11 protein-coding genes and 1 riboswitch are annotated in these 13,610 nt (G+C 70.6%); of the genes, 7 read left to right on the top strand and 4 right to left on the bottom strand.

From position 1 onward, the window contains the following. Positions 1–136: 136 nt before the first annotated feature. Positions 137–1,069, top strand: coding sequence for a trehalose-phosphatase (gene otsB / locus ACIQGQ_RS12910; protein WP_402394329.1), 933 nt, complete (start codon positions 137–139; stop codon positions 1,067–1,069). On the opposite strand, the gene ACIQGQ_RS12905 is transcribed toward otsB, so the two are convergent. Both ACIQGQ_RS12905 and ACIQGQ_RS12900 read right to left on the bottom strand, forming a co-directional pair. Beyond that, positions 1,066–2,499 (bottom strand): trehalose-6-phosphate synthase, encoded by a 1,434-nt coding sequence (locus ACIQGQ_RS12905; protein ID WP_402394327.1) that lies wholly within the window; start codon positions 2,497–2,499, stop codon positions 1,066–1,068. The genes otsB and ACIQGQ_RS12905 overlap by 4 nt on opposite strands. A gap of 44 nt (positions 2,500–2,543) precedes the next feature. Beyond that, positions 2,544–3,500, bottom strand: a complete 957-nt coding sequence (locus ACIQGQ_RS12900) for a glucosyl-3-phosphoglycerate synthase (protein ID WP_366298378.1) — start codon at positions 3,498–3,500, stop codon at positions 2,544–2,546. A gap of 154 nt (positions 3,501–3,654) precedes the next feature. Continuing rightward, a riboswitch (SAM riboswitch) is annotated at positions 3,655–3,781 on the top strand. A gap of 17 nt (positions 3,782–3,798) precedes the next feature. On the opposite strand from ACIQGQ_RS12900, the gene thrC reads away from it, so the two are divergent. The 4 genes from thrC (at position 3,799) to groL (ending at position 8,106) form a co-directional block, all read left to right on the top strand. Next, a complete protein-coding gene (thrC, locus tag ACIQGQ_RS12895; RefSeq protein WP_402394324.1) occupies positions 3,799–5,121 on the top strand; it encodes a threonine synthase in 1,323 nt (440 codons plus the stop codon). Positions 5,122–5,151: 30 nt separating this feature from the next. Then, positions 5,152–5,430, top strand: a complete 279-nt coding sequence (locus tag ACIQGQ_RS12890; RefSeq protein WP_402394321.1) for a ubiquitin-like small modifier protein 1 — start codon at positions 5,152–5,154, stop codon at positions 5,428–5,430. 472 nt (positions 5,431–5,902) lie between these two features. Continuing rightward, the gene (locus tag ACIQGQ_RS12885) at positions 5,903–6,109 is read left to right on the top strand and encodes a cold-shock protein (protein WP_003967346.1); all 207 of its coding nucleotides are present in this window, start codon (positions 5,903–5,905) and stop codon (positions 6,107–6,109) included. Between the two features lie 374 nt (positions 6,110–6,483). Beyond that, on the top strand, positions 6,484–8,106 hold the full coding sequence (groL, locus tag ACIQGQ_RS12880) for a chaperonin GroEL (protein WP_352280049.1): 1,623 nt from the start codon (positions 6,484–6,486) through the stop codon (positions 8,104–8,106). A gap of 120 nt (positions 8,107–8,226) precedes the next feature. Here groL and ACIQGQ_RS12875 read toward each other — a convergent pair whose 3' ends face one another. Further along, positions 8,227–9,468, bottom strand: a complete 1,242-nt coding sequence (locus ACIQGQ_RS12875; protein ID WP_402394317.1) for an esterase/lipase family protein — start codon at positions 9,466–9,468, stop codon at positions 8,227–8,229. A 147-nt stretch (positions 9,469–9,615) separates the two neighbouring features. Next, positions 9,616–10,074: a MarR family winged helix-turn-helix transcriptional regulator gene (locus ACIQGQ_RS12870; protein WP_402394315.1), complete on the bottom strand. Its 459-nt coding sequence runs from the start codon at positions 10,072–10,074 to the stop codon at positions 9,616–9,618. Positions 10,075–10,383: 309 nt separating this feature from the next. Between ACIQGQ_RS12870 and ACIQGQ_RS12865 the strand changes: the two genes are divergently transcribed. Both ACIQGQ_RS12865 and ACIQGQ_RS12860 read left to right on the top strand, forming a co-directional pair. Beyond that, positions 10,384–11,109 carry an ABC transporter ATP-binding protein gene (locus ACIQGQ_RS12865; RefSeq protein ID WP_402394312.1) on the top strand — a complete coding sequence of 242 codons (726 nt, stop codon included), beginning with the start codon at positions 10,384–10,386 and terminating at the stop codon, positions 11,107–11,109. After that, positions 11,106–13,373, top strand: a complete 2,268-nt coding sequence (locus ACIQGQ_RS12860) for an ABC transporter permease (protein WP_402394310.1) — start codon at positions 11,106–11,108, stop codon at positions 13,371–13,373. Before ACIQGQ_RS12865 ends, ACIQGQ_RS12860 begins: the two co-directional genes overlap by 4 nt. Positions 13,374–13,610: the final 237 nt, after the last annotated feature.

Genomic DNA, 13,610 nt, shown 5'->3' with positions numbered 1-13,610 from the left:
AACGCGCCCGGCCCGGGAACGGACCGGGCAACGCGCCCCGGCCCCGGACCGGACCCCGCCGGGTGCCGGATCCCGCCCGGGACCGTCCTTGGCCGACGGCCGCCCCCGCCCCGTTCCCCGGCTATAGGCTCGCCCCATGGGCAGCAACCCGGAAGCACCCACCCCCGCATCCGCACCCACCCCCGCCCCGGACGGGACGCCCGCCGGGCTCCCGGTCCCGACCACCGGGGCCGGCCGAGAGGCCCTCGCCGCGATCCTCGCCCGCCCCGACCGTGCCGTGATCGCGCTCGACTTCGACGGCACCCTCGCCGACATCGTCCCGGACCCGGAGCAGGCCCGCGCCCACCCCGGCGCCGTACCGGCCCTCGCCGCGCTCGCCCCGAAGGTGGCCTCCGTCGCCGTGATCACCGGCCGCCCGGCCGGCGTCGCGGTGCGGCACGGTGGCTTCGCCGGGGTCCCCGGCCTCGACCACCTCGTCGTCCTCGGCCACTACGGCGCCGAGCGCTGGGACGCCGTCACCGGCACCGTCCACGCCCCCGCCCCGCACCCCGGCATCGCCGCCGTCCGCGCCGAACTCCCCGGCGTCCTGGACCGCTCCGGCTCCTGGCACGGCACCTGGACCGAGGAGAAGGGCCGGGCCATCGCCGTCCACACCCGCCGTGCCACCGACCCGCAGAGCGCGTTCGAAGCCCTGCGCGGACCCCTGGGCGAGCTGGCCGCCCGGCACGGGCTGGTCGTCGAGCCCGGCCGCCTGGTCCTGGAACTGCGCCCGCCCGGCGTGGACAAGGGCGTGGCCCTCACCGCGTACCTACGGGAGACCGGCGCCCGGTCCGTGCTCTTCGCGGGCGACGACCTCGGCGACCTCGCCGCCTACGCCGCGGTGGAGAAGCTCCGCGCCGACGGCCCCGACGCCGTCCCCGGACTCCTGATCTGCAGCGGCAGCGCGGAGGTCACCGAACTGTCCGACCGCGCCGACCTGCGCCTCGACGGCCCCGAAGGCGTCGTCGCCTTCCTCGCCCGACTGGCCGAAACCATCGGAACGACCGGCAACCTCCAAGACACGCCCTAATCCCGCCGCAGCGCGTCCAACTGGTCGAGGAACCACTGCTGCGGCGGCAGCGCGACCGCCGCAGCGGCGAGGCGCTCGGTGCGCGCCGCCCGCTCGTCCTCGGCCATCGTCAGCGCCTCGTGCAGCGCCGCCGCCGTCGCCGACACGTCGTACGGATTCACCACGACCGCATCGTCGCCCAGCTCCTCGTAGGCCCCCGCCTCCCGGGACAGCACCAGCGCGCAGCCGTGGTCGGAGACGACCGGGATCTCCTTGGCCACCAGGTTCATGCCGTCGCGGATCGGGTTCACGAGCGCCACGTCCGCCAGCCGGTACGCGGCCAGCGAGCGGGCGAAGTCGTCCTCGACGTGCAGCACCACCGGCGTCCAGCCGGCCGTGCCGAACTTCATGTTGATGTCGTCGGCGACCCGTCGTACCTCGGCCGTGTAGTCCTGGTACACCAGCAGGTCCTGCCGGGAGGGGTAGGCGAAGGCGATGTGGACGACGCGTTCGCGCCACTGGGGCCGCTCGGCCAGGAGTTCCCGGTACGCGAGCAGGCCGCGCACGATGTTCTTGGACAGCTCGGTCCGGTCCACCCGCACGATCGTCCTCCGGTCCGGGCCGATCTGCTCGCGCAACGCGGCCATCCGCTCGTCCACGTCCGCCTCGTGGGCCCGGCGGCGCAGGAAGTCCCCGTCCGCGCCGAGCCCGTGGACCCCGATCCGGGTCTCCCCGGTGCCGCCCAGGATCCGGTTGCAGCAGTCGGTGAACGCGTCCGCCCAGCGCCGGGTCAGGAACGCCGCCCGGTCCGCGCCCAGGATGCCGCGCAGCAGCTGCTCGGCGATGTCGTCGGGGAGCAGCCGGAAGTAGTCGACCGGCGCCCACGGCGTGTGCGAGAAGTGGCCGATGCGCAGATCGGGGCGGAGCGCGCGGAGCATGCCCGGCACCAGCGCCAGGTGGTAGTCCTGCACCAGCACGTCGGCGCCCTGCCCGGCCTCCTCGGCGAGTGCCTCGGCGAAGGCCCGGTTGTACCGCTCGAACGACGCCCACTGGTGCCGGAACTCCCGGTCGAAGACCGGTTCCGTCGGGGTCTGGTACAGCAGGTGGTGGACGAACCAGAGCACCGAGTTCGCGATGCCGTTGTACGCGTCGGCGTACGTGACCGCGTCGATGTCGAGCATCCGCACACCCGGCTCGCCGACCCCGCGCCGGACCGCCTCCCGGTCCCCGTCGCCCAGCGCCGCGCACACCCACAGCTTGTCGTCGACGGCGCTCAGCCCGGAGACCAGCCCGCCGCCGCCCCGTCTCGCGGCGAGCGAGCCGTCGTGCTCCCGGGTGTACGAGACCGGGCCGCGGTTGGACGCGACGAGCACCCGGGCACCGCCCGGAGGACCGCCGGCCGGGGCGTCGTCGGGCCGGGCGGTGGGGCGGGAATCGCGCGCGGAGACCATGTTGCGGAATCTAGCCCGATCGCGAACCGCCCAAACGTGCGAAATCAGGCCGCGCGGCGGGCCAGATACTCCTCGATCTCGCACATCGGAGGCCGCTCCTCGGTGTCCACCGCATGGGTGCGGGGCACGAAGCCGTTCGCCCCGCGCTCGAACTGGGTGAGCGCCGGACGCACCAGGTGCCCGCGGGAGAGCCGGAGCTGGGCCGTGCGGTAGATGGCCGCGGCCATCCGGCCGAGCGCCTGACCGTCCTGGTGCCGGTGCTTGCGCACCCCCACGTCGACCTGGGCCAGCGCGTCCAGCCCCACCGTGTGCAGCGCGTCGACCAGCAGCCCGAGCTCCACCCCGTAGCCGACCGGGAACGGCAGTCGTTCGAGCAGCGAGCGGCGCACGGCGTACTCGCCCCCCAACGGCTGTACGAAACCGGCCAGCCGGGGCCAGTGCAGATTGAGCAGCGGGCGCGCCACCAGCTCGGTCACCCGGCCGCCCTGCCCCGCGGTGTCACCGAGCGGGCGGTCGTACATCGCCTTGACGAACTGCACGTCCGGATCGGTCAGCAACGGGCCGACGATGCCGGAGACGAAGTCCGCCGAGAAGTCCTTCAGGTCGGCGTCGACGAAGCACACGATGTCCCCGCCGGTCACCAGGAGCGACCGCCACAGCACCTCGCCCTTGCCGGGCACGGCCGGTATCCGGGGGAGTATCGCGTCGCGGTGCACCACCCGTGCGCCGGCCTCCCGGGCCACCCGGGCGGTGGCGTCCGTGGAACCGGAATCGATCACCACCAGCTCGTCGACCAGCCGGACCTTCTCCATCAGCTCGCGCCGGATCGTCGCGACGATCTCGCCGACCGTCGCCTCCTCGTTCAGCGCGGGCAGCACGACGCTGACGCTCCCGCGCCCCGCCTCCCCGGCCGCGGCCCGGGCGGCCAGGAGGTGGTCCAGCGGGCGGTCGGCGGCCGACCAGGAGCGCCTGGTCAGCCAATGCTCGACCTCTTCCAGCACGGTCGGTACTCCCTGTTGTGTGATCCATCTCGCGGGTCGGACGACTATCTCAACAGCCCGCGGCTTCGGTTACAGTCTTGAACAACGCGGACGACCATCGCATGCCGGGGTCCGTCCGCCGACAAATGCCCGGATCGAAGATCCGGTGCCACAGCGCTCATCCAGAGGGACTGAGGGAACGGCCCGTTGAAGTCCCGGCAACCCCCTCACCGACCGTGCGGTCCGGTGAGGAAGGTGCCAATTCCGTCTCGTGGCGAAACGCGCCGCGGGGAAGATGAGGAGAAAGGGCCTCGCCATCATGGCTGCGCAGACCGCTGCAGTAAGCACCGACGCTTCCGTCGACACCACCGAATCCGCCGCGTCCGTCGATCTCGGACCCGCTTCCGGCCTTTCCTGTCGCGAGTGCGGCGAGCGTTTCGAGCTCGGCCCCATTTTCGCCTGTGCCTCCTGTTTCGGCCCGCTCGAAGTCGCGTACGAACTGCCGACCGGTTCCCCCGAGGAGCTGAGGAAGCGCATCGAGGCCGGACCGGCGAACATCTGGCGCTACGCCCCGCTGCTGCCGGTCCCCGCCGACGTCGCCGAGAAGCCCAACCTGAACCCCGGCTGGACCAAGCTCGTCCAGGCCGACAACCTCGCCCGTGAGCTGGGCGTCGAGCCCGGCAAGCTGTTCGTCAAGGACGACTCCGGCAACCCCACGCACTCCTTCAAGGACCGCGTCGTAGCCCAGGCCATCGAGGCCGCCCGCGCCTTCGGCTTCACCACCCTGTCCTGCTCCTCCACCGGCAACCTCGCCGGTGCGGTGGGCGCCGCCGCCGCCCGCGCCGGCTTCCGCTCCTGCGTCTTCATCCCGCACGACCTGGAGCAGGGCAAGGTCGTCATGGCCGCGGTGTACGGCGGCGAGCTGGTCGGCATCGAGGGCACGTACGACGACGTCAACCGCTTCTGCTCCGAGCTGATCGGCGACCCGCTCGGCGAGGGCTGGGGCTTCGTCAACGTCAACCTGCGCCCGTACTACGGCGAGGGCTCCAAGACCCTGGCGTACGAGATCTGCGAGCAGCTCGGCTGGCGGCTCCCGGACCAGCTGGTCATCCCGATCGCCTCCGGCTCCCAGTTCACCAAGATCGACAAGGGGCTCCAGGAGCTGATCAAGCTCGGCCTGGTCGAGGACAAGCCGTACAAGCTCTTCGGCGCCCAGGCCGAGGGGTGCTCGCCGGTCTCGGTGGCGTACAAGGGCGGTCACGACGTCGTCCGGCCGCAGAAGCCGAACACGATCGCCAAGTCGCTCGCGATCGGCAACCCGGCCGACGGCCCGTACGTCCTGGACATCGCCCGCCGCACCGGCGGTGCGGTCGAGGACGTGAACGACGAGCAGGTCGTCGACGCGATCAAGCTGCTGGCCCGCACCGAGGGGATCTTCGCGGAGACGGCGGGCGGGGTGACGGTCGGCGTGACGAAGAAGCTCATCGAGGCCGGTCTGATCGATCCCTCGCTGACCACCGTCGTCCTCAACACGGGCGACGGCCTCAAGACCCTCGACGCGGTGGCCGAGACCTCACAGGCGACCGCGACGATCCGTCCCAGCCTGGAGGCGTTCCGCGCCGCCGGCCTCGCCACCAGCTGATCAACCGAGCCTCCAGGAAGGACACCACCCATGAGCGTCAAGGTCCGTATCCCCACCATCCTCCGCACCTACACCGGCGGCCAGGCCGAGGTTCCGGCCGAGGGCTCGACCCTCTCCCAGGTCATCGAGTCCCTGGAGCAGAACCACCCGGGCATCGCCGCCCGCGTCCTGGACGACCAGGGCAAGCTGCGCCGCTTCGTGAACGTGTACGTCAACGACGACGACGTCCGCTTCGAGGACGGCCTGAACACCGCGACGCCGGACGGTGCCGGCATTTCGATCATCCCGGCCGTGGCCGGCGGCTGCTGACACTCCGGTGCCCTGATGTCCTGACGCCCTGACACCGCGATGCCGTGCCGATCGGCCGCCGCTGTCGCCCGCGTTGTCGAATTGCCCTCTCCGGATTCAAACGGAGGGGGCAATTCTGCATGGTTGAGCGCGGTAGAGTAGGGGAAGTCCCCCCAGCTGCTCGCGCCAACCGCGTATGAGAATGCGCCCGGCCACGACAAGATGCAGCCAAAGTGCGTGTTCCGCTTGCGGCATAAGTCACTTTTGCCCGGCCCGAGTTGCCCGGGAATCCTCCGAATCACGCATATCCGGGTGTTCGACGCTGCCCAGAATTCTCGTCCGATTGACCTGTTGCAGAGGGCAGTTGGACAGATACATTCAGCCGCGGTCGACGCGTTCCGGCGCACACGCCCTCTACCTGTCGGAGGGGGAGTTCTGACCCGGGTCCGCGAAGTGCGGTCCTGCGCAAGGGCCAGTAATAGGGGAGTTAGGCATGGCTCAGGGCACCGTCAAGTGGTTCAACGCGGAGAAGGGGTACGGCTTCATCGCGGTCGACGGTGGTGCGGATGTTTTCGTCCACTACAGCGCGATCCAGATGGACGGATACCGCACCCTTGAAGAGGGTCAGCGAGTCGAGTTCGAGATCTCGCAGGGCCAGAAGGGGCCGCAGGCAGACATGGTCAAGCTCGCCGTCGGCTGAGTTCGAGCGGTCGGCCAACGACGCCACTCACGCACTGAGGGCCCGTACCCATGAGGTACGGGCCCTCAGTGCGCCCCGGACGCGCCCGGCGCGCGGACCCCGTCCCGCGCCCCGCCCGGCCCCCCGGCGCGCCCCGCGCACCGTCTGCTACGCGCCCGGCGCACTGTCCACATCCCGAGGGGGACGCTTGCACTCTCGGGGGTCGAGTGCTAATCATTGGCGTTAGCACTCTCCAGGTGAGAGTGACAGAACTTGGACCGGGCCGGTGAGGCCCGCAGCCCGGTGGGGCAAGGAACCACCGGGTACGCAGGCCGTCCGTCGCGGGCGCCATCCGGTCCGGAGAAATCCACCCCTGTCCGGGAGGACCACTTCACATGGCCAAGATCATCGCGTTCGACGAGGAGGCCCGGCGCGGTCTCGAGCGCGGCATGAACCAGCTCGCCGACGCCGTCAAGGTCACCCTTGGCCCCAAGGGTCGCAACGTCGTCCTTGAGAAGAAGTGGGGCGCCCCCACGATCACCAACGATGGTGTTTCCATCGCCAAGGAGATCGAGCTGGAGGACCCGTACGAGAAGATCGGTGCGGAGCTGGTCAAGGAGGTCGCCAAGAAGACGGACGACGTCGCCGGCGACGGTACGACCACCGCCACCGTTCTCGCCCAGGCGCTCGTCCGCGAGGGTCTGCGCAACGTCGCCGCGGGTGCCAACCCGATGGCGCTCAAGCGGGGCATCGAGAAGGCCGTCGAGGCCGTCTCCGCCGCCCTCCTGGAGCAGGCCAAGGACGTGGAGACCAAGGAGCAGATCGCTTCGACGGCCTCCATCTCCGCCGCCGACACCCAGATCGGCGAGCTCATTGCCGAGGCCATGGACAAGGTCGGCAAGGAAGGCGTCATCACCGTCGAGGAGTCCCAGACCTTCGGTCTGGAGCTGGAGCTCACCGAGGGTATGCGCTTCGACAAGGGCTACATCTCGGCGTACTTCGCCACCGACATGGAGCGTATGGAGGCGTCGCTCGACGACCCGTACATCCTGATCGTCAACTCGAAGATCAGCAACGTGAAGGACCTCCTTCCGCTGCTGGAGAAGGTCATGCAGTCCGGCAAGCCGCTGCTGATCATCGCCGAGGACGTCGAGGGCGAGGCCCTGTCGACCCTGGTCGTCAACAAGATCCGCGGCACCTTCAAGTCCGTCGCCGTCAAGGCCCCGGGCTTCGGCGACCGCCGCAAGGCCATGCTCGGCGACATCGCCATCCTCACCGGTGGCCAGGTCATCTCCGAGGAGGTCGGCCTCAAGCTGGAGAATGCCGGTCTCGACCTGCTCGGCCGCGCCCGCAAGGTCGTCATCACCAAGGACGAGACGACGATCGTCGACGGTGCCGGTGACAGCGACCAGGTCCAGGGTCGCGTCAACCAGATCCGCGCCGAGATCGAGAACTCCGACTCGGACTACGACCGCGAGAAGCTCCAGGAGCGCCTCGCGAAGCTGGCCGGCGGCGTGGCCGTCATCAAGGCCGGTGCCGCGACCGAGGTCGAGCTCAAGGAGCGCAAGCACCGCATCGAGGACGCGGTGCGCAACGCCAAGGCCGCCGTCGAGGAGGGCATCGTCGCCGGTGGTGGCGTGGCTCTGCTCCAGGCCTCGGCCGTCTTCGAGAAGCTGGAGCTCTCGGGTGACGAGGCGACCGGCGCCAACGCCGTGAAGCTCGCCCTGGAGGCCCCGCTCAAGCAGATCGCCGTCAACGGTGGCCTTGAGGGCGGCGTCGTCGTCGAGAAGGTGCGCAACCTGGCCGTCGGCCACGGTCTGAACGCCGCCACCGGCGAGTACGTCGACATGATCGCCGAGGGCATCCTCGACCCGGCGAAGGTCACGCGCTCCGCCCTGCAGAACGCCGCGTCCATCGCCGCGCTGTTCCTCACCACCGAGGCCGTCATCGCCGACAAGCCGGAGAAGGCCGCCGCGGCCGCTCCGGGCGGCATGCCGGGCGGTGACATGGACTTCTGATCCTGACGGATCGGCAGTTCTTTCCGCACGGCTTGTGAGCTCTGCGGGCGTTGGCCCCCGGGACCCTCTGGTCCCGGGGGCCAACGGCGTTCCGTGCCCTGTTGCGGACGACGGCTCTCGCTACGGAAGATGGCTGAGGAGCCAGGTGCAGAGCTCTCCGGTCACGAGCGCGTGCGGTTCGTTCCGGGAGGCGAGCCGGTAGGCGTCCAGCCCGCCGGTCCCGGCCGGAAGCGCGGAGATGTCCTTGTACAACTCGTCGTCCGTGTCCAGCTCGCCGATGTCCACCGCGCTGACGGACGGTACGAAGCAGTGCGACCGGATGCGCACGGCGGTCGTGAGACCGAGATCGGGGTGCAGGGCGTTGAGCCCGTCGGCGAGGATGCCGAAGCCCTCCAGCGAGCCGCCGGGGGCGCCGTCGATCGAGGGAAGCCCCGTGGTCCGTACCTCGTGAGTCTTCGCGGCCACCACCCGGAGCTTGGCCACTGGTTCGTCGGGGCCGGGCGCCTGGGTGTGGAGACGGGTGCCGACGACCGATCCGCCCGTGCCCTCCAGGGCCAGTTCGCCCGCCCGCACGTCGGTGCCGACCCCGTCGGCCGTGCCGTTGGCGACACCGATCAGCCGGGGACGGCGCGGCCACTCACCGACGGCCGCCATCTCGGCGAGGAACGTGGCGCGCGCCCCGTCCCGGTCCGGGGTGCCGTTCCACGTACCGATGTGCCGCCACAGCAGTTCCCGGGTGGCCGGGCTGTTGATCTGGTCGGAGAACCGGCCGTCGAGGTCCCTGACATAGTGCGCGAACGCCTGGAGCGCGACCGGGATCCAGGCGCCCCGGTGCGGGCTGTCGTAGGAGAAGTACAGCCCCGTCCCGTGGTCGAGGCCCTCGAATTCCATCCGGGCCAGCGCGTGCCGGGTGACCAGCCCGCCCGTGCTGAACCCGCCGACGACCAGCGGGGTGCCGCCCTGCCGTTCCACCAGGGCCCGGGTGATCGCGGCGCGCGCGGTGCGCGAGTTGTCCAGAATCGACGCACCGCGCTCGTGGTGGCCGAGCAGGATGACGTCACGGCCACGGCGGCGCAGCTCGCTGATGAGGGGATAGTCGCCGAACTCCAGGACCTGCCAGGAGGACTCCAGCTCACTGGGGCCCGTCCCGAAACCGTCGGCCAGGATCACGGGCCGTACGAGACCGGGGTTCCCCTCACCCCGGTACACCCAGGCGGTGCCGCCCGGCAGATCCCATACGGCGCTGGGCGACACCGGAAGCGAACCGGGCCGCTCGGCGTCCAGCCGGGTGCCGGGCGCCAGCGCGATGGCGGGCCTTTCGTGGAGCGCGGAGACGATCTGCTCGCGGGACGGCTCGGACATGGGTGGCGTTCCCCTTTGGGACGGTTGATATCGATGCGCGCCAAGGGGAGCACGCGCCGAAGCTCCCCAGCGGGAGATGCCCGGCCAAACCACCCCCAGGTGGGAGCCGCTTTCGGACACGTCCCACTGCCCCGCCCGCCACCCGCCTCAGTGGTGCCAGGCGGTCCCGCCCGTGTTGTGGATGAACCGCTGGAGCACCTTCAGCGTGGTCAGGTACTCCTCGTCGGAGATGCCGGCGTGCCGCTCCGCCCACAGCTCCGCCTGGAGGGCGGCGGCCTTCTCGTGCAACGCCCGGCCCTCGGCGGTGATGACGAGGAGCCCTTCGGCGTCCTCGGTGATCCAGCCCTGGGAGATGGTCCGGTCGATCTCCGCCTCCATGGCCTCCGGGCCGGTGTCGAGGTAGTTCCGCAGGAGCCGGGACACCTCGCCCCGCTCCCTGCCGCCCTCGGTTTGCGCGACCTGTGCGAGAACCCACCACTGCGGCTGGTTGGTACCGATCTCCGCGAGCGCGGCCCGGGTCCGGGAGACGACGGCGTTGTAGGCGGCCCAACTCCAGTAGCCGATAGGCTGTTTGATCAGTTCGGCGTCGTTGTGCGAGTAGTCCATGACTGCTTCCTCCACCGTTGCTCGGGTTGGTACGACGTGGTCGACAGGTTCGACATGGCGACGTGGTCGGTGAGGCCAACCGTAGAAACTCAACCGGACTTGAGGTCAAGGGTGTTCGGTGGGTTCGGGTGTGTGCGTGCGTTCCACGTGCGCCCGGAAGTCGCCCGATGCAGTGAACGTCACCGAGCGTGATGGCTTCAGCCGTGCCGTCGTGACTACTCTCTGTAGTCAATCGTTCCCGTGGGGCGGTCGGGCGGCCTCGTGCGTGTGTCCTTCGGCGGTAGCGGGTGGATGTCGACAGGGCCCGGTGTGAGTGCCTCGGGTCCGCTCTTCGAGGAGGTTCCCGTGAGCCGGGTCAGTGAGGCCGAGGTCCTGTCGGCCAGGGGTGTCGAGCTCTCGTACGGGAGCACGGTGGCGGTCAGGGGTGCTCGGATTTCTGTCGGGCGGGGGGAGGTCGTGGCCGTCACCGGGCAGAGTGGCTCGGGGAAGTCGTCCTTGTTGTACTGCCTCGCCGGGGTTCTGCCGGTCGGTCGGGGAGTCGTGCGTTTCGAGGGGCGGTCGCTGGGCGAGTTCGAGGACGCGGAACTGAGCGCGCTCCGGCGGGACCGCTTCGGGTTCGTCTTCCAGTACGGCGAGTTGTTGCCGGAGTTGACCATCGAGGAGAACACCGCGCTTCCACTGCGCCTCGCGGGGCAGCGCAAGGCGTGGGCGCATGCGGCGGCCGGTGAGGTGCTCGGGCGGCTGGGGCTGGGTGACCTGAAGCAGCGCAGGCCCTCGCAGGTGTCCGGTGGGCAGAGCCAACGGGTGGCAGTGGCGAGAGCGTTGGTCCATCGCCCGGCTGTCGTCTTCGCAGATGAGCCGACCGGGTCGCTGGACAGTGTCAATGCGGCGGCGGTGCTGGAGGAGTTTCTGACGCTGGCCCGGTCGCAGGGTACGGCGGTGGTGCTTGTCACCCATGATCCGGCGGTGGCGGCACGGGCCGACAGCCAGTACACGATGACGGACGGTGTGCTCGGCGCGCAGATGCCGGTATGACGGAAATCCTTCTGGGGTTCAGGCTGTTGCTCGGGTCCGAGCGTGGGAACCGGGTGCGGTTCCTGTTGATGGTGGTGGGCGGCTCGATCGGGGTGTGCTGTCTTGCCGCGGTCCTCACCATTCCCGCCGTTCTCGACGCACGGGACGGACGGGTCGCGGCGCGGGAGCCGCGAAGCCCGCACTCCTCCGTGGCTGGTGCCACCCGTCTGCTGGCCACGGCCGATGCCTATGGTTCACGGCCCCTGGGCCGGGTCTTCGTCGCGCGGGGCGAGAAGGTGCCCGACCCGCCGCCGGGGATTCCCGGGCTGCCGAATCCGGGCGAGGTGTTCGTGTCGCCCCGGCTCCATGATCTCCTGGGTGCGGAGCCCGGGGTGGGAAAGCTGCTGCCGGGCCGGGAGCGTGGGCTGATCGGCCCCGCCGGACTCGCCCACCCCGACGAGCTCTACGCGTACATCGGTATGCGCCCCGACCAGCTCCACGGCGGCTCGCCGGTGGCGGGGTTCGGGGTGCGATGGGCACCCAGCCCGGCCGTGGAGCCGTCCACACTCGACATCCTCCGGTTCACGCTGGCCGGCGTGGTGCTCCTGCCCCTGGCCGTCTTCCTCTCGGTGTGCGCCCGGCTCTCCGCGGCCACCCGGCTCCGCCGGCTCGCGGCACTGAGACTGCTCGGCCTGAGCGTCCAGGGCGTTGGGCGGGTCAATGCGGCCGAAACGGTCGTCGCCGCACTGTTCGGCGCGGTTCTCGGGCTTGCCGAGTACTGGGTGGTCAACCAGGTCATCGCCCGTATCGGGCTGCCCGGCCTGAAGTGGTACGTGGACGACGGTGATCTCACGGCGGCCACCGTGGCCGTATGCCTGGTCGGAGCTCCGGTGCTGGCCTGGTTCGCTGAGAGGGCCGGGGCCGCGAAGGCGGCGGCGAACCCCTTGGCCGTCCGGCGGAGCGGGGTGGCCGGAACGCCCCGGGCCTGGGGTGTGCCGCTGCTGGTCGCAGGTATGGGGATCGTCGTCGGCTACTGCGTGCTTGGTGTGCTGGACCGGCCGCCGCGCGACACCGGGCTGTCCTCGCTGCTGATGCCCGTCGCGGTGGTGATGGTCGGCGTCGGCCTGGTGCTCACCCTGCCGGTGCTCAGCCACCGGCTGTCGCGGCGGGTGGCGGGGGCAACGTCGTCCCTGCCGCTGGGGCTGGCCATGCGGCGGAACGAGGTCGAGCCGGGCAGTGCGCTCAGGGTCGCGTCCGGACTGGTACTGCTGGTCTTCGCCGCGTCCCTGGCGCAGGGTGTGCTGGTCGAGTTGGACCAGGTGTCCCGCCCGAACACCGTCCAGCAGGACTACCGTATCCCGCTCGACGGCGTCGGCGCGGCCGACGAGACGGCGCTGACGTTTCTGCCAGGGGTGAAGGGGAGCGTCACCGAGCAGCGGTCCTGGTTCGACGGGAACCTGGATGAGCCGCCCCCGGAGATCTCCGCCACGGTGGCGACCTGCGCGCAGCTGGCCAGGATGGCGACCGCCATCACCGGGTGCGTGGACGGGAAGGTCATGCGGCTCACCGACGAGCGGGTGCCCTCCGGTCCGGAGCGGATCGGTGAGGTGTTCCCCTTCCGGTTCTGGAGGGGATCCCACCCGACGACCATGAACGTAACGGTCCCGCAGGGGGAGGTCCGCTTCCGCGCACATGACTTGTCGGCGGTGGACTCGGACATCCTGGTCCCGCCTTCGATGGTGCCGAAGAAGGCCCGGCCGGACAACGCCACACTCCTCCTGACGAGCGGGCCGGACCCGGTGGTCGTGCGGGGTGTGCTGGACGGGATCGGTTCCGTCGCACCCACCGCCGCCGTCGACCTGGTGGGGACGAACGTCGAGGGAATGCAGCAGATCGCTGTCGTCAAGGCGCTGTTGGGGGTGGGGATGGTGCTGGGGCTGGTGATCGGTGTCGCGGCCTACCTGGTGTCGGTGACAGATCGGGCTGTGGAACGAAGAGCGCAGGTGACGGCGTTGTCCCTGCTGGGGGCGCGGCCCTGGACGCTGCGCATGGTGCAGTGTGTCCAGGTGGTGTCGCCGTTGGCGGTGGGGCTGTTGCTCGCGTTGGTGGCGGGGAAGCTCACCGAGTCCGGATACCTGATCACCGGGGGCGGTGCGGTGTTCTGGGACGGGGCGGGGGTTCCGCTGCTGCTGTTCTCGGCCGCCGGCGTCGTCGTGGTCGCCGCGATCGGTGCTCTGCCACTGGTGGGGAGACGGGTGAACCCCGAGCTGATCGGGCGGGACTGACGGACCCGGTGTGCTGGAGGGGGGTGGGCTCCGGCACACCGGGGTCGGCTGAGGCGGGGTGTCCCGTTCAGGCCTGGGCGGGACGGACCGGACCGGGACGGACCGGGATGGAATGGATCGGATCGGAGCAGGCCGGATCGGGACGGGCCGGGCTCGCGGCTCGCGTGCCGGGTCCTAATCCCTGATCCGGTCGCCGAGCCCGGCCCGGCTCGTCCAGGGGTCGGCCCGGCCAGGCTC

Origin of the sequence: Streptomyces sp. NPDC092952, from assembly GCF_044754785.1 — a bacterium.
GTDB lineage: Bacteria > Actinomycetota > Actinomycetes > Streptomycetales > Streptomycetaceae > Streptomyces.
The sequence above is the reverse complement of the archived record's forward strand: the minus strand, read 5'-3'. Positions and strand labels throughout refer to the sequence as shown.